Origin of the sequence: Meishania litoralis (assembly GCF_042611095.1) — a bacterium.
In the GTDB taxonomy this organism is placed as follows: Bacteria; Bacteroidota; Bacteroidia; order Flavobacteriales; family Flavobacteriaceae; genus Meishania; species Meishania litoralis.
Genome location: NZ_JBHFPV010000001.1, coordinates 625,105 through 646,352, shown reverse-complemented (window position 1 = coordinate 646,352; position 21,248 = coordinate 625,105). Strand labels below are relative to the sequence as shown.

Here is a 21,248-nt window from a genome sequence, read left to right as displayed (position 1 = left end):
AACGTAGATCTGGGTGGGCTCATGCCGGGTTTTCGAAGAATTAGGAAAAAGTATTTATGGCAGGAATTGCAAAAATAAGGCTTAACAAGGTGCTCAAGGAGTTCAATATTTCATTGGACAGGGCCGTTGATTTTCTCGCGTCCAAGGGGCACGAAATCGAAGCGCGCCCCACTACAAAGATATCCGATGAAGTGTACGCGGTACTCCAAGATGAATTTCAGACCGATAAAAGCAAGAAAGTTGCATCCAAAGAAGTAGGCGAAGAAAAGCGCAAGGAGAAAGAAGCCATACGACTGCAGTTAGAGCAGGAGCAAGAAGAAAGAAGGTTGGTCCGTGAAAGGCGTTCAGCGGCCTCTGAAGTGGTCAAGGCCAAAGCAGAACTTAGTGGCCCCAAAACCGTGGGCAAGATTGATTTGGAGCCCAAAAAAAAGGTTCAAAAAGAAGTAGTCGAAGAGGCTAAGAAACAGCAGAAGGTAGAGGCTCCGGCAAAAGAGGTAGACGATTCTAAAGCGGTGACCTCGAAAAAAGATGAAGTTTCTATAGATATTGATCCACCGAAGGAGAAAATCGCTACGCAGTACCAAAAACTGTCGGGCCCAAAAATAGCGGGTGACAAGATAGATCTTTCAAAGTTTCAGAAACCTAAGAAAAAGAAAGAAGATTCCGAGAAAAAGGAAACGAATGAACGAAAGAAGCGTAGAAAGCGAATCGTCAGCAAGACGGATAGCCCACGCGGTCCAGGTTCCGATAATAGAAAAGGAGGTAGGCGTTTTGCTACGGCCAATAAGGTCGAGCCTACTGAAGAGGATGTACAAAAGCAGGTTCGCGAGACCCTTGAAAAACTTCAAGGAAAATCGAAAAAAGGAAAGGGTGCCAAGTATCGTAGGGATAAAAGAGATCAGCACCGTCAGCAGACCGAGGCTGATCTAGAACAGCAAGAACTTGAAAGTAAAATACTCAAGGTGACCGAGTTTGTGACAGCAAGCGAGGTGGCAACGATGATGGATGTTCCTACGACCGAGATTATCTCTGCCTGTATGTCGTTGGGCATTATGGTAACCATGAACCAAAGACTTGATGCTGAGACCCTTTCTATAGTGGCCGAAGAATTTGGCTATGAGGTGGAATTCGTTACTGCCGATATCGAAGAAAGTATCGTTGAGGAAGAAGATGCTCCCGAAGATTTGGAACCGAGGGCGCCAATCGTTACTGTAATGGGCCATGTTGACCATGGTAAAACATCGTTATTGGATTATATAAGAGAAGAAAATGTGATTGCAGGCGAGAGTGGTGGAATAACCCAGCATATCGGGGCCTATGCCGTAACCTTGGATAATGGGCAGAAAATATCCTTCTTGGATACTCCGGGTCATGAGGCCTTTACCGCCATGCGTGCGCGAGGTGCCCAGGTCACTGACATTGCGATTATCGTAATCGCGGCCGATGATGACATTATGCCCCAGACCAGAGAGGCCATTAGCCACGCCCAGGCCGCAGGGGTACCCATTGTATTCGCAATAAACAAGATTGACAGGCCAACGGCCAATCCTGATAAGATTAAGGAAGGTTTGGCAAATATGAACCTTTTGGTGGAGGATTGGGGTGGTAAGATCCAATCGCACGATATTTCTGCAAAGACCGGTGAGGGTGTAAAGGAATTACTTGAAAAAGTATTGTTGGAGGCCGAACTTTTAGAATTGAAGGCAAACCCCAATAAATTGGCATCTGGTACTGTTGTCGAAGCCTTTTTGGACAAGGGAAAAGGGTATGTTTCGACAATTTTGGTTCAGGCCGGTACGTTAAAAATAGGTGATTATGTATTGGCGGGTATCTGTAGCGGTAAAGTCAAGGCCATGCAAGATGAACGTGGCAAAAATGTGACAAAGGTAGGGCCGTCTTCACCCATTTCGATTTTGGGTCTTGATGGTGCCCCTCAAGCAGGTGACAAGTTCAATGTCATGGAAGACGAACGTGAGGCCAAGGGCATCGCCAACCGTAGGGCGCAATTGCAGCGCGAACAATCGGTGCGAACCCAACGCCATATTACATTGGACGAAATCGGAAGACGTATCGCTTTAGGTGATTTCAAAGAGTTGAATATTATTCTTAAAGGTGATGTTGATGGATCCGTTGAAGCGTTGACCGATTCGTTCCAGCAATTGTCCACCGATGAGATTCAGGTCAATATCATACACAAGGCCGTCGGGCCTATTACCGAATCCGATGTGTTGTTGGCTTCGGCCTCCGATGCGGTCATTATCGGGTTCAACGTAAGACCAATGGGCAATGCCCGATCGGTCGCCGAGAAAGAAGAGATTGATATCAGAATGTATTCCATAATATATGATGCCATCAATGATTTGAAAGATGCTATGGAAGGTATGCTTTCGCCCGAGATCAAGGAAGAGATTACCGGAACGGCCGAGATACGTGAGACCTTCAAAATTTCCAAGATCGGTACTATTGCCGGATGTATGGTAACCAGTGGAAAAGTCTTTAGAAACTCAAATATTCGCCTAATACGTGACGGTGTCGTAATCTATACGGGTGAGTTGGCCTCTTTGAAACGTTTTAAAGATGATGTCAAAGAAGTTTCCAAAGGCTATGATTGTGGTCTTCAGATTAAGAATTACAATGATATTCAAGAGAGCGACATTGTTGAGGCTTTCCAAGAAGTTGCCGTGAAGAAACAGCTGAAATAACTATACGACATTTGAAAAAAGGAAAAAAATCGACCTACTTGGTCGATTTTTTTGGTTTTAACAACATCGCATCAGGATATTTTTCTCGCACTTCGATGAACTTTCGTTCTGCATCGAGTTTTTTCTTGAAACGACCGACGCGAACACGAAAAGTCGGGGAGTCAAAAACCGTTCTTGCCGGAAGTTCGGGAAAGTCTATCTCGACCTCCGATTTGATTTTTTCGGCTTTCGAACTTGATCCGAAACCTACCTGTATCGTATAGTATTCGGTATCCGAATTAGCAGATTTGTAGATATCGAGCAGTTCGGCTATTTTCTGGTCCTGCTTGATGTTTATGTTGCCATTTTGTGCCCTTCCATATGTGGTGGCAAACGTGACGGCCAGCATGAAAAAGAAGGATTTCATATTGTTATCCGATTGAGTATTAATGTGTTCGACAAAGGTAGTTTTTAATTGTGAAAGGTAATTAATCTCCATTTATTTAGAACAATTATAAATTATAAATTATAAATCCGTTAACATTTTCAAAATAAAGTCTATGTCGTATTTTTGCCATCAATTTAGGTACGGATAACCACCACTTTTATCCTTTAGAAAGGAATTATCGTGCCAAAGTTTCTTTTGAAATATTTTATATATGAAAGAGGGTAAATACCGCGATCAACTAGCCAAAGTTTTAGGTTTCAGTTTACTACTAATCCTGTTTTTTTCACAATCGGTTATTGCGCAAGAAGACGCGGCCGTCGAGCAGAGCGATATCACAGAGGTAACTGAGGGGTCGGGTGCGGGCGATGCCGTGAAAGGAAAGACTCTTTTTAATCAAAATTGTGCCGCTTGTCACGCCTTGGACCGTAAAATGACAGGGCCTGCCCTTGCAAACGTAGAAAGCCGCTTGGCAGATGACGAAGGGTTGGATAAGGCTTGGCTGTATGCATGGATTAAGAATAGTCCTGGTATGATCAAATCGGGCGACGCTTATGCCAATAAGATATATAATGAGTACAATCAGGCGGCAATGACGGCTTTTCCGACCTTATCGGACGCGGATATCGATGATATTTTGGCTTATACGGCCGCTCCTGTGGCAGCTCCCGCTGCGGCTGCTACGGTAGTGACCGATGCGGGTTCCGATGCCAAATCATCGGGCATATCAAATGAATTGATTCTTGGGGCCTTGGCCTTGGTCTTTGCGCTTTTGGTGTTCATGTTGTTCTCGGTGAACAAGACTTTGAAAAGGGTGATGGCCTCCAATGGGATCGATGTCGAAAAAGAATTCGGAAACCGAACCCCGATTTGGAAGGCTTTTGCCAAAAACCAGTTTTTGGTTTTGGTCACTTCTATCCTATTGTTGTTGACCGCAGGTTACTTTGCCTATGGTTGGATGATGCAGGTCGGTGTGGATCAAGGATACCAGCCCATTCAACCAATCCACTATTCGCATAAAATTCATGCCGGGGACAACAAAATAGAATGTAAATACTGTCACTCTTCGGCAAGGGTTTCCAAAACCTCGGGTATTCCATCGTTGAATGTTTGTATGAACTGCCACAAATCGATTTACGAATACAAGGGTAATCCCGAAGGTCCGAGCAGGGAAGATTTGGCAAACGGCTATACGAATGAATTCTATACCGGAGAAATTAAAAAATTGTACAAAGCGGTTGGATGGGACGAGGAAAATCAAAAATATACTGGCGAATCGCAACCGATAGAATGGATTCGAATCCATAATTTGCCCGACTTTGCCTATTTCAACCATTCGCAGCATGTATCGGTGGCCGGTCTTGAATGCCAGACTTGTCATGGCCCCGTCGAGGAAATGGAGATCATGTACCAATATTCGTCATTGACCATGGGTTGGTGTGTCAATTGTCATAGGGAGACCAACGTAAAGGTCGAGGGTAACGAGTACTACGAAAAAATACATGCCGAGCTTTCCAAGAAATATGGGGTCGAGAACCTAACGGCAGCCCAGATGGGTGGATTGGAGTGTGGGAAGTGTCATTATTAAAGAACTAAGCAGCTAATTACAGAATTATACGTATGGCATCGAATAAAAAATATTGGAAAAGCGAAGCGGAGTTAAATCCTAACGATTCCATTGTTGAGACGCTACGGCAGAATGAGTTTGTTGAAGAGATTCCTGTTGACCAATTTTTGGGTGATAAGGAAACTTTGGACTCAAGCCAGACCAATAGACGTGATTTCCTAAAATATGTCGGGTTCAGTACCGCTGCTGCTGCCATGGCGGCATGTGAAGGCCCTGTGGTAAAATCAATTCCTTATGTAGTGCAGCCCGAAACTATTGTTCCGGGAGTATCAAACTATTATGCCACTACGATAGCCAATGGTTTTGATTTTGCCAGTATATTAGTAAAGACCAGAGAGGGCCGTCCGATAAAAATAGAGAACAATACCGACGCCAAAGTAGGTGGTAATGCAAATGCCAGGGTGCAGGCCTCGGTCTTATCGCTATATGATAGTACAAGATTACAAGGGCCTGTTGCCAATGGAGAACCTGTAGATTGGGATGCATTGGACGCAACGGTCAAGGCCCAGCTGGCAACGGCTAAAAATTCAGGAAAACAAATTGCAGTCTTGACACCGACCTATGCGAGTCCATCTACTGAAAGATTGATTTCCGAGTTCAAAGAGACCTATGTAAATGTAAACCATGTGGTCTATGATGCCATATCTGAAGATGCGGCGTTGACCGCGTTCGAAAACAGATATGGTCAGCGCGCAATGGCCGATTATGATTTTGAAAAGGCGGAAACGATAGTTTCATTTGGTGCCGATTTCTTGGGAGACTGGCAAGGTGGCGGTTATGATAGCGGCTATTCCAAAGGACGTATCCCTAAGAATGGAAAAATGTCACGCCACGTACAGTTCGAGGCGAATATGTCGTTGACCGGTGCCAATGCGGATAAAAGAGTGCCCTTGACGCCGATGCAACAGAAAGTCGCCTTGGCCAAGCTATATGCTACTTTGAATGGTACAAGTATCGGTGGTGAGCTTCCCGATTACGCGCAAAGAGCCGTTGACAATGCTGCCGCAGATATTAGAAAGAATACCTCGGCTGCCGTTGTGGTAACAGGACTAGACGATGTAGACGCCCAGTCCGTTGTGCTTGCAATAAACGAAATGTTGGGCAGCAAAGCTTTCGATACCGTTGCTCCAAGATATACGAGACAGGGTAATGTAGATGCGGTCAATCAATTGATTGCCGATATGAAGGCGGGCAAGGTAGGTGTTTTATTGATGGATGGTGTCAACCCGATGTATTCCTTGCCAAATACGGCCGATTTTAAAGAAGGTCTTGATAAAGTGGCCCTTTCCGTTTCGTTCACTGCAAATTGGAACGAAACGACAGAGGTTACCACCTATGCTGCGGCTTCCAACCATTATTTGGAATCTTGGGGAGATGCCCAGTTCAAAAAAGGATATTATAGTTTGGCACAACCTGTAATCCGTGAATTATTCGATACCCGACAATTTCAGGGTGCATTGTTAAAATGGATGGATAGGGGCCAAACCTATTATGATTATATTAAGGAAACCTGGAATACGAACATTCTTAACGGAGGTAGTTGGAACCAGGCACTTCAAGATGGTGTTTTTGTATCCGCTGGTGAGGCTATGGTCTTGGAAGGTGAAACCGCTGATCCGGCCATATCGACGGCCGTGGTTGGTGATAAAGAAGTTGGTTCTGAATCTGAAGAAGTGGCCGAAACGGCCGCCGTGCCGATTGCTTCGGCGGTACGTAATCTTTCAAACGCCACAAGTGGCGGTGGAATGGAATTGACCCTATATTCAAAAGTGGGCATGGGCGACGGCCAGCAAGCTGGTAACCCTTGGTTGCAAGAATTCCCCGATCCCATTACCAGGGTTTCATGGGACAATTATGTGACCGTTTCAAAAGCCGATGCCGAGAAATTAGGCTTGGAAAACTTCAATGTTGCCAACGGCGGATTGAACGGTAGTTATGCTAAGTTAACGGTTAATGGGGTTTCCATTGACAAGGTTCCCGTAATCGTTCAACCTGGCCAGGCGAACGGATCTGTTGGTCTTTCTTTCGGCTATGGAAAGAAAGTCGGAATGAAGTCTGAAATGCAGACGGGGGTTAATGCTTATGCCTTATATCAAGATTTTAATGCTTCCCAGACCGTAACTTTGGAAAAATCTTTTGGAGAGCATGAGTTTGCTTGTGTTCAATTGCATAATACGCTCATGGGTAGGGGCGATATCATTAAGGAAACGACCCTTGAAGTTTTCAACACGCGCAATCATGCCGAATGGAACCCGGTACCCCAGGTTTCATTGAACCATCAAGAAGTTCCGGCCACAACTGTTGATTTGTGGGATAGCTTTGACCGTTCGATAGGGCATCATTTTAACCTGTCAATCGATTTAAATGCATGTACCGGTTGTGGGGCTTGCGTTATTGCGTGCCATGCGGAAAACAATGTTCCGGTAGTCGGTAAGGAAGAAGTTAGAAAGAGTCGCGATATGCACTGGTTGCGTATCGATAGATATTATTCTTCACAAGATACTTTCGAAGAAGACGATACCAAGAAAGAAGAACTTGACGGTCTTTGGGGAGAAAAAGGGTCGCTGGGCGGTTTTGGCGAAATGGAGAGTCCTTCGGCCAATCCTCAAGTGGCGTTTCAACCCGTAATGTGCCAGCATTGTAATCACGCCCCTTGTGAAACGGTGTGTCCTGTGGCCGCAACTTCACACAGTCGTCAAGGACAAAACCATATGGCTTACAATCGTTGTGTAGGAACCCGATATTGTGCGAACAACTGTCCGTATAAAGTACGTAGGTTCAATTGGTTCCTGTACAATAACAACGACGAGTTCGATTACTATATGAACAATGATCTGGGCAAAATGGTAATCAATCCTGATGTCAATGTTCGGTCGCGTGGAGTAATGGAAAAATGCTCTATGTGCATCCAAAAAACACAGAAGACGATATTGGATGCCAAGCGTGATGGAAGATCGATTAAGGATGGTGAATTCCAGACTGCCTGTTCGGCGGCCTGTGGTAGTGGAGCCATGGTGTTCGGGGATGTGAACGATGAGGACAGCAAGGTGGCCGAATTAAAGAAGAGTGATCGAATGTACCATTTGTTGGAGCATATCGGCACCAAACCTAATGTTTTCTATCACGTTAAAGTGAGAAATACCAACGAAGCATAAACACACGAAAAGAAGGAACGTAACTAGATAATAAATTATGGCGTCGCATTACGAAGCACCTATACGAAGACCCTTGGTAATTGGAGATAAGGATTACCACGATGTATCAGTGGATATCGCCGCTCCTATCGAAGGAAGGGCCAATAAACATTGGTGGATTGTTTTTTCCATTTCCTTGGCGGCATTCCTATGGGGGGTCGGTTGTATAGTTTATACCATTTCTACCGGAATAGGTGTTTGGGGATTGAACAAAACCGTTGGCTGGGCCTGGGATATTACCAACTTTGTTTGGTGGGTAGGTATCGGTCACGCTGGAACATTGATTTCGGCCGTATTATTGCTTTTTAGGCAAAAATGGAGAATGGCCATCAACCGTTCCGCTGAAGCGATGACCATTTTCTCGGTTATTCAGGCGGGTCTATTCCCGGTAATTCACATGGGGCGTGTTTGGGTAGGATATTGGGTATTGCCCATTCCTAACCAGTTTGGATCCCTATGGGTCAACTTCAACTCACCCTTGCTTTGGGACGTATTTGCGATTTCCACATATTTATCAGTCTCGTTGGTCTTCTGGTACACGGGGCTTTTGCCAGATTTTGCGATGATCCGTGATCGGGCCGTAAAACCCTTTCAAAAGAAGATTTATAGTCTTTTGAGCTTTGGATGGACGGGACGTGCCAAGGATTGGCAACGTTTCGAGGAAGTGTCTTTGGTACTGGCAGGTTTGGCCACCCCACTCGTACTTTCGGTACACACCATCGTATCGTTTGACTTTGCCACGTCGGTGATTCCGGGTTGGCATACGACCATATTTCCACCGTATTTTGTCGCTGGGGCCGTTTTCTCGGGCTTTGCGATGGTGAACACGCTTTTGATCATTATGCGTAAGGTTTGTCATTTAGAGGCCTACATTACAGTACAGCATATCGAGTTGATGAACATAGTGATAATGATTACAGGTTCGATTGTGGGCTGTGCCTATATCACCGAACTTTTCATGGCGTGGTATTCGGGAGTCGAATACGAACAATACGCCTTTTTGAACAGGGCGACCGGACCGTACTGGTGGGCCTATTGGGCAATGATGACCTGTAATGTGTTCTCACCCCAGTTCATGTGGTTCAAGAAATTGCGTACCAGCATTATGTTCTCATTCTTTATTTCGATTATCGTGAACATAGGTATGTGGTTCGAGCGTTTTGTGATTATCGTAACCTCGTTACATAGGGATTATCTTCCTTCTTCATGGACAATGTTCTCTCCAACCTATGTCGATATAGGGATTTTCGTTGGTACCTTGGGATTCTTTTTCGTATTATTTCTTTTATACGCCAGAACGTTCCCGGTCATTGCCCAGGCAGAGGTTAAGTCTATTTTGAAATCATCCGGGGAGAAATACAAGAGGTTGCGAGATGCTGGTCAGCCATTATACCAGATTGGTAAAAGTGGTGTTGTGAAAGAAAAAGAACTTGTTAATGAAGTCGTTGAAAATGTAGTCGAGGAAAAACCTAGAGTAGCTCCATCGGAAAAGAAGGAAGTTTCAAGTTTGCTTGATTCCATCGGTACTTTTGACCCCTCTAAGGAAACGCCCGATGATTTGAAGAAAGTCAAAGGAATAGGTCCGAAAATGGAAAAAACCTTGAACCAGATTGGAATTTTCACGTTTTCACAGGTAAGCCGAATGACCGAAAAAGAATATAACCTGTTGGATTCCATTACCGAGGCTTTCCCGGGAAGAGCGCAACGTGACGATTGGGCAGGTCAGGCAAGAAAATTAAATAACAAGAAGTAGAAATGGCATCAAAAGTTATTCACGCATATTACAATGATGACGATGTGCTGATGCATGCGGTCAAGAAAGTAAAAACTGCAAAGCATCATATCGAAGAAGTATATTGCCCGTTTCCAGTACATGGTTTGGACAAGGCAATGGGCCTTGCCCCGACACGTATTGCCATTACATCATTTATGTACGGTTGTTTGGGCTTGACCGTGGCCATCGTGATGATGAACTATATTATGATCGAAGACTGGCCACAGGATATCGGTGGCAAACCCAGTTTCAGCTATATCGAGAACATGCCGGCATTCGTACCGATCATGTTCGAATTGACGGTGTTTTTTGCCGCACACTTAATGGTTATTACCTTCTATTTAAGAAGTAAACTATGGCCGTTCAAAAAAGCGGAAAATCCTGATGTGCGTACTACGGACGACCATTTTGTCATGGAAATCGAAATTCATGACAATGAAAAAGAATTGAAAGATCTACTGTTGGATACCGGTGCTGTAGAGATAAACGTATCAGAAAAAAACCTTCATTAAGTATGAAAAGTGTTGGAAAAATAATCGGCGTATTTGGCCTTCTTTTTATAACGGCCTCTTGTATGCATGAAAAAAGCCGCAACTATCAATACATGCCCAATATGTATGAGCCTGTGGGTTATGAGACTTACGGCGAGATTGGCTTTTTGCCAAGTAACCAAGAGGCGATGGTGCCTCCAGCCAATACGATACCACGCGGATGGATGCCGTATGAGTTTGAAAATACTCCAGAAGGAAAAGAACTGGCAAGGTTGAACCAGAGCCCTTTGGATTCTTTGCAGATGGACAAAAATTTGGCTGCCGGCCGTGAGCTTTATACCATTTACTGTGCCATCTGTCATGGCGACAAAGGTGATGGTCAAGGTACATTGGTCAAACGTGAAAAAATCTTGGGTGTGCCCAGTTATGCCGATGCCGCCCGTAATATTACGGTAGGCACTAGTTTTCATACAATTCAGTATGGCTTGAACTCAATGGGTTCTTATGCCGCTCAATTGAATACACATGAAATGTGGCAGGTGTCGGAGTATGTCATGAAGTTGAAGCAAGACTTAATAAAATAATACATAGCTAAATATGTACACAATTTCGAATAGGTTAAAAATTGGTGCCATCGTTTTGATGGTAGTAGGTGCCTTGGCAATGGCTTATGGTTTTGTTACAATGCCGAGTACCGTAGAAGAGGCAAAAGAAATGGTTGCAGCCCATGGTGATGGTCACGGAGGTTCACATGGTGCCGAGGCAACACATGCCGATGAAGGGCATGGAGTCGCGGCAGAAAGTCATGGGGAAGTACATGATTCTTCACATGACGAGCATCTACTTCAGCAATTGCGCAACAAGCCGTGGGCCGCTTTATATGTTGCCGCGTTCTTTTTCATGATGATTTCCTTGGGAGTATTGGCCTTTTATGCGATTCAGCGTGCCGCGCAGGCCGGTTGGTCACCTTTGTTGTTCAGGGTCATGGAAGGTATAACGGCTTATTTGGTTCCTGGAGGTATAATCGTATTCGTCATTCTGGTACTTTCGGTAATGCACATGAACCACTTGTTCGTTTGGATGGACGCCGATGTTGTGGCCCATGACCATCTGCTGCAGGGAAAATCGGGTTATCTGAATCCCGTCTTCTTTTTGATTCGTGCCGCTATCTTTTTGGGCGGTTGGATTTTATATCGTGAGTATTCAAGAAAATTATCCTTGAAACAAGATGAGGCCGATGATAATTCCAATTTCAAACTAAACTTTAGAATATCGGCCGCTTTTTTGGTTTTCTATTTGGTTTCAGAATCGATTATGTCTTGGGATTGGCTCATGAGCGTGGAACCACACTGGTTCAGTACCTTGTTCGGTTGGTATACTTTTGCCGGTATGATAGTTTCAGGGGTGACCGTAATAGCGATGGTAACCATCTACTTAAAATCAAAAGGCCATTTGCCCGATGTTAACGATAGCCACATACATGATTTGGCCAAGTTTATGTTCGGTTTCAGTATTTTCTGGACCTACCTATGGTTTTCGCAATTCATGTTGATATGGTATTCGAACATTCCGGAAGAGGTTACCTATTTCGTTGCCCGCATCGAAGATTATAAACTGCCATTTTTTGGAATGGTGGCGATGAACTTCGTGTTTCCTTTCTTGATATTGATGAATAGTGATTTCAAGCGTGTCAATTGGTTTGTGATCATGGCCGGAATTATAATTTTGGTAGGACACTATATTGATATATTCAATATGATCATGCCTTCGACCGTAGGAGACCAATGGTACATTGGTACCACTGAGATCGGTGCGATAATGTTTTTTGCAGGATTCTTTATTTTTTGGGTTTTCAGGGCACTTTCAACTGTGCCATTGCAACCGAAACGTAATCCATTTATTGAAGAAAGCAAGCATTTTCACTATTAGTAAGTAAAGTATAATACTAAATCATACGATGACTACATTATTAACTTTAGCCGTTTTAATACTGGTTTTCATTGCCATTTGGCAAATGACCAAAATTTTCGAATTATCCCAGTTGAGAACGGAGACTGCACAGATTGCGAACGAACAGGACAACAAGAACAATGCGTACCTATTGCTTGCGTTTCTGATATTCATTTATGCAATAACCATTTTTAGTTTTTGGAAATACGGCAAGTTTCTTTTGCCCGAGGCATCTTCGGCCCATGGTGCCGAGTACGATAGCTTGATGCTGATGTCTTTTGTGATCATTTTCATCGTACAGACGCTTACCCAGTTCTTGTTGCATTATTTTGCCTATAAATATCGTGGTAAGGCAGGTAGAAGGGCACTGTTCTTTGCCGATAGTAATAAGTTGGAAGCAATTTGGACTATTATTCCCGTTATCGTATTGGCTGCATTGATCCTTTGGGGGTTGTACACGTGGACCAATATAATGGACATTAACGAAGATGATGACCCCTTGGTTGTGGAGCTCTATGCCCAACAATTCAACTGGACCGCGCGCTATGCGGGGGCCGATAACGTATTAGGAGGGGCCAATGTTAGGATGATCGATATCGACAGGGCGAACGTACTCGGACTCGACGAAGCCGACACCTATGCTTCCGATGACGTAATTGTTAAAGAACTGCACCTTCCGGTCGGTCGAAAGGTCAACTTTAAATTTCGTTCGCAAGATGTTCTGCATTCGGCTTATTTTCCTCATTTCAGGGCCCAAATGAACTGTGTTCCGGGTATGATTACAGAGTTTTCTTTTACACCGATAACAACAACTGCCGATATGAGACAAAACCCTGATGTTATCGATAAGGTCGAACGAACGAATATTATCAGGGCCGAAAGGGCTGCGAACGGCGAACCCAATTCAGATCCGTGGGAATTCGACTATGTTTTGCTCTGTAACAAAATTTGCGGAAAGTCACATTATAATATGCAGATGAAAATTATTGTTGAGACCGAAGAAGAATACAACGAATGGATGAAGGCGCAACAGACGTTCGGTCAGACGATGGCTTCGATGCAATAGATTATATAGTTTTACAAGATTAATAAAAACAAAATAAGAATGTCTGCCACAGCACACGCACACGTAGAAGATCATGCAGAAGGGCATCATCATCACAAAGAGACCTTTATAACCAAATATATCTTTAGCCAAGATCACAAGATGATCTCAAAGCAATATTTGATTACGGGCCTTATTATGGGAACCATTGGTATAGCCATGTCGCTTATGTTCAGAATGCAGTTGGCCTGGCCCGGTGAATCCATTCCGATTTTGGAAACATTATTGGGCAAGTGGGCCCCCGGCGGGGTTATGGATGCCGATATGTATTTGGCCTTGGTTACCATTCATGGAACTATTATGGTATTCTTCGTATTGACTGCTGGTTTGAGTGGTACTTTCAGTAATCTATTGATACCGTTGCAGATAGGTGCACGAGATATGGCATCGGGCTTTTTGAATATGATTTCATACTGGCTCTTCTTCTTGTCAAGCGTTATCATGGTGATTTCATTATTCGTCGAGGCCGGACCGGCGGCAGCTGGTTGGACGATTTATCCGCCCCTTAGTGCGTTGCCAATGGCACAGGCAGGTTCAGGTATGGGTATGACCCTATGGTTGGTATCCATGGCAATTTTCATTGCTTCCTCACTATTGGGCTCATTGAACTATATTGTTACGGTACTCAATTTAAGGACGAAGGGAATGTCAATGACCAGGCTGCCGTTGACTATTTGGGCATTTTTGGTAACGGCGATTATCGGGGTAATTTCCTTTCCCGTGTTGCTTTCGGCGGCATTGCTGTTGTTGATGGATAGAAGCTTCGGAACATCTTTTTTCCTATCTGATATCTTTATTCAGGGAGAAGTGTTGCATTATCAAGGCGGTTCGCCGGTATTGTACGAACACCTGTTCTGGTTCCTTGGACACCCTGAGGTATACATCGTAATTCTTCCAGCAATGGGTATCGTATCTGAAGTTATGGCGGTTAATTCACGAAAGCCGATTTTCGGATACCGGGCCATGATTGCATCTATCATAGCCATTGCATTTTTGTCGACCATAGTTTGGGGCCATCACATGTTTATTTCCGGAATGAATCCCTTTCTTGGATCGGTATTTACATTTACAACCTTGTTGATCGCCATTCCTTCAGCTGTAAAGGCGTTTAACTGGATTACCACCTTATGGAAAGGAAACTTACAGATGAACCCTGGTATGTTGTTTTCCATTGCCATGGTATCGACTTTCATTACCGGGGGATTGACGGGAATCATCTTAGGTGACAGCGCCTTGGATATCAATGTCCATGACACCTATTTCGTGGTAGCTCACTTCCATTTGGTAATGGGTATTTCCGCATTATATGGATTGTTTGCTGGAGTTTACCACTGGTTTCCCAAAATGTTCGAGGGTAAAATGATGAATAAAAATTTGGGTTATGTCCATTTTTGGATTACCGCGGTCGGATCGTACGGTATATTTTTTCCGATGCACTTTATCGGTATGGCCGGGGTACCTAGAAGATATTATGAGAACACCGCTTTTCCAATGTTCGACGAGATGACCAACATACAGGTGTTGATGACCGTTTTCGCGCTGATAACTGCGGGTGCTCAATTGGTATTTGCCTATAATTTTATAAGCAGTATCTTCTTCGGGAAGAAAGGTCCTAAAAATCCATGGAAAGCCACTACTTTGGAATGGACTGCCGAGGTTAAGCATATTCACGGTAACTGGGACGGACCAATACCTGAAGTTCATCGTTGGGCATATGATTACAGTAAGACCGATGAGAATGGTGATTATGTGATTCCAGGTCAAGATTTTGTGCCGCAAACGGTACCTCTACAAGAGGATGAGGAAGAATTGCAGCATTAAAACTTTTATTTGTTTTGACAAAAATGCCCTACTTTTTAAGTTGGGCATTTTTTTTGATACATTTAGTTCATAATTCCCCGGTATGGGTTTTGAGGGAGTTTTTCTATTTTAAAGGAAGGTTTCGATTCAAGAAAGAAAATAGCTTCCTTGATAACAAGAATACGATATGAAGAACATGATATTTTTTATCGCCCTGATCTTATGTTTTCAGGCGATGGGTCAGCGCAAACCAAAGATCAAGGGTAACAGGAACGTTGTAGAGGTAAGCGAGAGCCTGCCGGCCTTCAACGCAATAGAGTTAAAAGATGATCTGGATATCACCTTACAGAAGGCTTCATCTGAAGGTTATGCTATTTCTGCTGACGACAACTTGATCGATGTACTGAAATTTGAAGTTCAAGACAGTACTTTGATCATCACATCGTATTACAAGATTACCGGTAAAAAGAAGTTGGATATTACAATCGATTATAATTACTTAGAGTCCGTAACGATGTTCGATGGTCGAATTGAAATGAAGGACATCATTTCAAGTGAGCAGCTTTATATCAATACTTTTGGCAGTTCCAAATTACAATTGAACACCAATAGTACATTTGTTCAAGTACATATGGAAGGAAGCAGTTCGGGCGATTTAAATATCAACAGCGATTCTTTGAATATAGTTCTAAAAGATCGAATCGATGTCGGTATTTATGCAGTAAGTGATTCAAACATATTAAAAATGACCGAGAGTGCGGGGGCAAAGTTGGAAGGAACTACCAATACATTTTTAGTCAATATTTCGGGTAATTCAAGCCTAAAAGCTGAAAAATTGGAAGCCAATACGGTAAGTGCGGATCTAGAAGGTTCGCCAAGCGCGCGTATCAATGCATACGCAGATTTTGAACTTTCTTCGCGAGGTGATTCGAAAACCTATTTTTATGGTCCGGCAAAAATCAAATTGATTGATTTTCTCGACACGTCACAACTTCATAGAGAAAAGTAGCGCGGTTTTTTATTCGGCAATAGGCGCGGTCATACAATGCGAGGGAATACCGAATCCGTCTACAAGTACACCAATATGAGGGCGCAACTCGGTAGATAATCTTTCGACCCGTTGACGGATCGCCTTTGATTTGTTGCTGCCAAAATAGCCTTGTTCGAGATACCAGCTGGCATCTTTTCGAAGTTCATGCAAGGCATGTAGTGTTCCAAGTTTTTCAAAAAGCAACCTATTTTTTTTATCGGTAATTCCATTGGTGAAATCGCAATAAATGTTGTAAGCCAATTCATGACTATAGGCTTTGCCCAATACCAAAAGATGGGTCTGCACTTTCAAAAAAGCCTGATACGATGGAATGCCCTTTTTGATGTAATCTCGAATGCGCATGGCCAAGGTATAGGTCAATCGTCGGGTTCTATAGTCGAAGGCGTGCTTGTGAAACTTTGGGTTGTACAAATGATCCTTATCGACCTTGTTCGAATAAACCGGATTGATTGTGGTGAGCTTATCACTTAACTGCATGCCCAATATTTTAAGGACCGAAGTAAAACCGGCGCTATTGAATTCAGCTTTGAAATCGGAAAGTACACCTTTGGCGGCCAATTGTAATAGTACTGTATTGTCGCCTTCAAAAGTCGTAAAGATATCAACATCGCCCTTGAGGTCGGCAATTCGATTTTCGATAAGATATCCCTTTCCACCACAGGCCTCGCGGCACTCTTGAATTGTTTCATTGGCATACCATGTGATAATAGACTTGAGCCCTGCGACCTGTGTCTCGACTTTTCGCTTGTCGGGCTGCGCATCATCACAATAGATTTCCATCATTTTATCCAAGACAACATGATATACATAGGCGCTGGCGACCAAAGGTGTCAAACGTAATTGGTGCGTTGGATAGTCCATCAATAAATCTTCCTGTATTTTGATGCTATCGTTGAACTGTCTGCGTTTAAGTGCATGTTTAGCGGCTATTGCAAGGGCCATTTTAGCACCTCCTAGCCCGGCCCGCGCTACGCAGATTCTTCCCCCCACCAGTGTACCCAACATGGTAAAAAAACGCTTGTTAGGATTCTTAATGTCCGAATGGTATGTGCCGTCCGATTCGATCTTGCCATATTTGTCCAAAAGATTTTCTCGAGGAACCGAAACCTGATCAAACCATATTTTACCATTATCCACACCGTTCAATCCTAGTTTGTAGCCATTGTCGGCCACTTTGATTCCCGGAAGTACGTTATGGTCAGAATCCCTGAGGGGAACTAAAATAGCATGTACACCTTGGTTCTTTCCGTCCACGATGAGCTGCGCGAACACCGAGGCTATTTTTGAATGAAGGGCATTGCCGATATATTCTTTGTTATCATTTCTTCCGGGAGTGTGAATAATAATATTATCTGATGTCTTGTCGTAAGTAGCGGTCGTTTTAATGCCCCTAACATTGGATCCATGACCGGTTTCTGTCATCGCGAAGCAGCCCAATAAATGTGCGTTGCCGGCATCGTTCAGGTATTTGTCATGATGTTTTTTGGTACCCAATTTTTGAATACTCCCTCCGAAAAGGCCAAATTGTACCCCGAATTTTATCGTAAGACTGGCGTCGGCGTATATCAGGTTTTCGAAAATATATGCATAGCCTTCCATATTTCCTGTTCCGCCGTACTCGCTGGGGTACGCCAGGGCCCCATAGCCTTTGTCGGCAAGAAACTTTACTTGATCCAGAACAACTTCACGAAATTCTTCCTTATTTCTATGGATGTCCCATTTAAAAATACCGTTCTTTAAAACGGTTCTGAAATCATCTACAACATTGGCGTGCTTTCCCTTTAAAAGCATGTCGATTTCCTTGGCGTCATAAAAATCGGAAGTACTTTCATGAACCACTTCCACATCAAAAAGATGGTTGTAGTGATTGGGCTGTATGCCCAGATTTACCTCGATATGTTTTAGGTTGTCGTTAAACGGACAAGTATCATGATACTGGCAAACGACCTTTTGGCTGAAGGTAGTCAATGGATAGGTCTCGCTTTCGATCAACTTGACTTTAGAACTCGATACAACGTGTTTCCATTTTTTAAACTCCTCATCCGAAGGCGGACTTTCAGGATTCAACCATGAAAACAATAGGTCTTGTTCGCCTTTTGTAAGCGCGGTGTCTTGGGCAATGGCTTTTTGAACAATATTCAGCTCAGAGGCCGTTATAAGGTCATCGGACCAAATGACATAGAAAAAGGGAATGTATTGAAGAAGCCCTGGGGAATAATCGTTTTCTTGCATGCAATGAAATTACAATATTTAGAGCAATATGTGTATCACCTTTTGACCGGGTAAAACAAAAGTCCCCGCCGTATTGGCACGACGGAGACTTTCTGAAAACAGAATTATGACTAACTAATATTATGACGCTAAATTTTTAGGCCCTGCCGCAACAATATCCGCATTGACATCGGTTGCGAACTGCTTGAAATTATCGGTGAAGAGTTTTATGAGTTTCTTTTTGACTTCATCGTATTTGGCTTTGTCATCCCAAGTGTTTTTCGGAACAAGAACCTCGGAAGGCACACCCGGACAGCTCGTTGGAATTTGGAACCCGAATTCCTCATCTTTAACAAAATCTACGCTATCAAAATCTTTGTTGTGAATGGCGTCGATCATGGCACGGGTGTATTTCAATTTGATCCTTGAACCTACACCATGGGCGCCACCTGTCCATCCGGTATTGACCAACCAAGCCGTGACCTTGTGCTCTTTGATTTTTTTGGCCAATAGCTCTGCATATTTGTTCGGATGCCACATCATAAAGGCAGCGCCGAAACAGGCACTGAAAGTAGCCTGAGGCTCGGTTACGCCCATTTCGGTACCTGCCACTTTGGCCGTGTAGCCTGAAATGAAGTGATAACTCGCTTGTTCAGGGCTCAGTTTGCTTACCGGGGGCAGCACCCCGAAAGCGTCGCAGGTCAGGAATGTAATATTTTCGGGGTGGCCTGCCTTACATGGCATCTGAACGTTATCAATATAATGAATTGGATAAGAAGCCCTTGTGTTTTGGGTAATAGAAGTGTCTGAATAATCCACTTGCCGCGTTTCCTTGTTATAAACCACATTTTCAAGTACGGTGCCAAATTTTATGGCATTGAAAATATCGGGCTCGTTTTCAGCGGAAAGGTCTATGGCCTTTGCATAACAGCCACCTTCAATATTAAAAGTACCTTCATTGGTCCAGCAATGTTCGTCGTCACCGATGAGCTTTCGTTTAGGGTCGGCACTCAGTGTGGTTTTGCCCGTACCCGAAAGGCCGAATAGAATGGTTACATCGTCATTTTCACCCACATTGGCCGAGCAATGCATCGGAAGTACATTTTGCAAAGGCATCAAATAGTTCATGATCGAAAAGATTCCCTTTTTCATCTCACCGGCATATTCGGTGCCTAGAATCACGATTTCCTTTCTTTCCAGATTGATATCGACACTGGTTTTCGATGTCATTTCCGAAGTATACTGATTCGCAGGAAACTGTCCTGCATTAAAAATAACGTAGTCAGGTTCTCCAAAATCGGCAAGTTCTCCTTCCGTGGGCATAATCAACATATTTCGCATGAAGAGTGCATGGTAGGCCCTGGTACAGATAATTCGGGTCTTTATCCGGTACTTTGGATCCCAGCCTGCAAAAGCATCTACGACATACAGGTGTTCACAAATGTTCAGGTAGTCGATGGCCCTTTCATGATTGACCATAAAAGTATGTTCGTCCAAACCGATATTGATAGATCCCCAATCGATGTTGCCCTCTGAATCAGGATGCTTTACAATACGTTTATCTTTTGGACTGCGGCCCGTTTTTTCGCCCGAATAGGTCATAAGCGCACCTACATCTGAAATGGCGGTGCCTTTTTCTAATCGGAGGCCCAGTTCATATAGAATCGGGACGCTGGTATTTCTATAAATGTTGGTGGTGTGGATGCCATAATTTTCTAAATTGAATGGTGTTGACATGGTTTTTTGTTTAATGTGGACAATTGAACATAAAGGTCTTGATTGTTATATTCAAAAAAGATGATAATTGTCATTTTGCTTTAATAAGGCAGGTTCTATTGGACATTTTTTGAGGCTTTCTTTTAGTATCTTTGCTTTTATATGAACGAGTATTTGGATGCAACAGGTGAACATCTTTCCCCAGAGGAAATAGATATCGAAAGAGCCTTGCGACCGGTGAGTTTTGACGATTTTACCGGTCAAGAGCAGGTTCTTGAAAACCTGAAGGTTTTTGTACAGGCGGCCAACCAACGGAATGAAGCTCTGGATCATACGTTGTTCCATGGCCCTCCAGGGCTCGGTAAAACCACCCTCGCCCATATTCTCGCAAACGAACTTGAGGTAGGAATTAAGGTTACCTCGGGACCAGTATTGGACAAGCCGGGCGATTTGGCCGGTCTGCTGACCAATTTGGAAGAAAGAGATGTTCTATTTATCGATGAGATTCATCGTTTGAGCCCCATAGTGGAAGAATATCTCTATTCGGCTATGGAAGATTACAAAATCGACATTATGATCGAAACGGGCCCCAATGCCCGTTCAGTGCAAATCAATTTAAACCCGTTTACCTTGGTGGGGGCCACCACCCGTTCGGGGTTATTGACCGCGCCCATGAGGGCACGCTTCGGAATTTCTAGTCGTTTGGAATACTACGATACCGAATTGTTGTCAACGATCGTGCAACGAAGCGCAGATATACTCAGGGTTCCCATCAGCAATGATGCCGCGATAGAAATTGCTGGTAGAAGCAGGGGTACACCCCGTATCTGTAACGCATTGCTGAGACGTGTGCGCGACTTCGCCCAGATCAAAGGAAATGGTAATATCGATATGGAGATTTCAAAATACGGGCTAAAGGCTTTAAATGTTGACGCACATGGCCTTGATGAGATGGACAATAAAATTCTTACCACCATTATCGATAAGTTCAAGGGTGGTCCTGTGGGTATTACTACGCTGGCCACTGCCGTATCGGAAAGTGCTGAAACTATCGAGGAAGTTTACGAGCCTTTTTTGATCCAACAGGGTTTTATCATGCGTACCCCTCGGGGCCGTGAAGTCACCGAACTGGCTTATAGGCATTTGGGCAGGGTCAAAGGGGGAAACCAACCGGGGTTGTTCTAAACTTTCTAATTTCTTTTT

Annotated in this window: 14 protein-coding genes; 11 read left to right on the top strand and 3 right to left on the bottom strand. The window is 43.8% G+C overall.

Annotated features, from left to right (window positions below):
• Positions 1–56: 56 nt before the first annotated feature.
• A complete protein-coding gene (infB, locus tag ACEZ3G_RS02895; protein ID WP_432423973.1) occupies positions 57–2,702 on the top strand; it encodes a translation initiation factor IF-2 in 2,646 nt (881 codons plus the stop codon).
• A 34-nt stretch (positions 2,703–2,736) separates the two neighbouring features.
• Here the strand turns inward: infB and ACEZ3G_RS02890 are convergent, their stop codons facing one another.
• Positions 2,737–3,108 carry an SPOR domain-containing protein gene (locus tag ACEZ3G_RS02890; protein WP_432423972.1) on the bottom strand — a complete coding sequence of 124 codons (372 nt, stop codon included), beginning with the start codon at positions 3,106–3,108 and terminating at the stop codon, positions 2,737–2,739.
• Between the two features lie 232 nt (positions 3,109–3,340).
• Between ACEZ3G_RS02890 and ACEZ3G_RS02885 the strand changes: the two genes are divergently transcribed.
• From ACEZ3G_RS02885 to ACEZ3G_RS02845, 9 genes are all read left to right on the top strand, one after another.
• On the top strand, positions 3,341–4,714 hold the full coding sequence (locus ACEZ3G_RS02885; RefSeq protein WP_432423971.1) for a cytochrome c3 family protein: 1,374 nt from the start codon (positions 3,341–3,343) through the stop codon (positions 4,712–4,714).
• A gap of 32 nt (positions 4,715–4,746) precedes the next feature.
• A complete protein-coding gene (locus ACEZ3G_RS02880) occupies positions 4,747–7,908 on the top strand; it encodes a TAT-variant-translocated molybdopterin oxidoreductase (protein WP_432423970.1) in 3,162 nt (1,053 codons plus the stop codon).
• 37 nt (positions 7,909–7,945) lie between these two features.
• Entirely contained in the window at positions 7,946–9,700 is a 1,755-nt protein-coding gene (nrfD, locus tag ACEZ3G_RS02875; RefSeq protein ID WP_432423969.1) for an NrfD/PsrC family molybdoenzyme membrane anchor subunit, read from the top strand.
• 2 nt (positions 9,701–9,702) lie between these two features.
• Entirely contained in the window at positions 9,703–10,233 is a 531-nt protein-coding gene (locus ACEZ3G_RS02870; protein ID WP_432423968.1) for a DUF3341 domain-containing protein, read from the top strand.
• Positions 10,234–10,235: 2 nt separating this feature from the next.
• Positions 10,236–10,796, top strand: a complete 561-nt coding sequence (locus ACEZ3G_RS02865) for a c-type cytochrome (protein ID WP_432423967.1) — start codon at positions 10,236–10,238, stop codon at positions 10,794–10,796.
• Positions 10,797–10,809: 13 nt separating this feature from the next.
• A complete protein-coding gene (locus ACEZ3G_RS02860) occupies positions 10,810–12,141 on the top strand; it encodes a quinol:cytochrome C oxidoreductase (protein WP_432423966.1) in 1,332 nt (443 codons plus the stop codon).
• Positions 12,142–12,169: 28 nt separating this feature from the next.
• Positions 12,170–13,228, top strand: coding sequence for a cytochrome c oxidase subunit II (locus ACEZ3G_RS02855; protein ID WP_432423965.1), 1,059 nt, complete (start codon positions 12,170–12,172; stop codon positions 13,226–13,228).
• Between the two features lie 39 nt (positions 13,229–13,267).
• Positions 13,268–15,088, top strand: coding sequence for a cytochrome c oxidase subunit I (locus ACEZ3G_RS02850; protein ID WP_432423964.1), 1,821 nt, complete (start codon positions 13,268–13,270; stop codon positions 15,086–15,088).
• Positions 15,089–15,254: 166 nt separating this feature from the next.
• Positions 15,255–16,076 carry a GIN domain-containing protein gene (locus tag ACEZ3G_RS02845; RefSeq protein WP_432423963.1) on the top strand — a complete coding sequence of 274 codons (822 nt, stop codon included), beginning with the start codon at positions 15,255–15,257 and terminating at the stop codon, positions 16,074–16,076.
• A gap of 9 nt (positions 16,077–16,085) precedes the next feature.
• On the opposite strand, the gene ACEZ3G_RS02840 is transcribed toward ACEZ3G_RS02845, so the two are convergent.
• On the bottom strand, positions 16,086–18,350 hold the full coding sequence (locus ACEZ3G_RS02840; RefSeq protein ID WP_432423962.1) for an acyl-CoA dehydrogenase family protein: 2,265 nt from the start codon (positions 18,348–18,350) through the stop codon (positions 16,086–16,088).
• A 120-nt stretch (positions 18,351–18,470) separates the two neighbouring features.
• Positions 18,471–20,066, bottom strand: a complete 1,596-nt coding sequence (gene pckA / locus ACEZ3G_RS02835) for a phosphoenolpyruvate carboxykinase (ATP) (RefSeq protein ID WP_432423961.1) — start codon at positions 20,064–20,066, stop codon at positions 18,471–18,473.
• A 141-nt stretch (positions 20,067–20,207) separates the two neighbouring features.
• Here pckA and ruvB point away from each other — a divergent pair, with 141 nt between their 5' ends.
• A complete protein-coding gene (gene ruvB / locus ACEZ3G_RS02830; protein WP_432423960.1) occupies positions 20,208–21,230 on the top strand; it encodes a Holliday junction branch migration DNA helicase RuvB in 1,023 nt (340 codons plus the stop codon).
• Positions 21,231–21,248 lie beyond the last annotated feature (18 nt).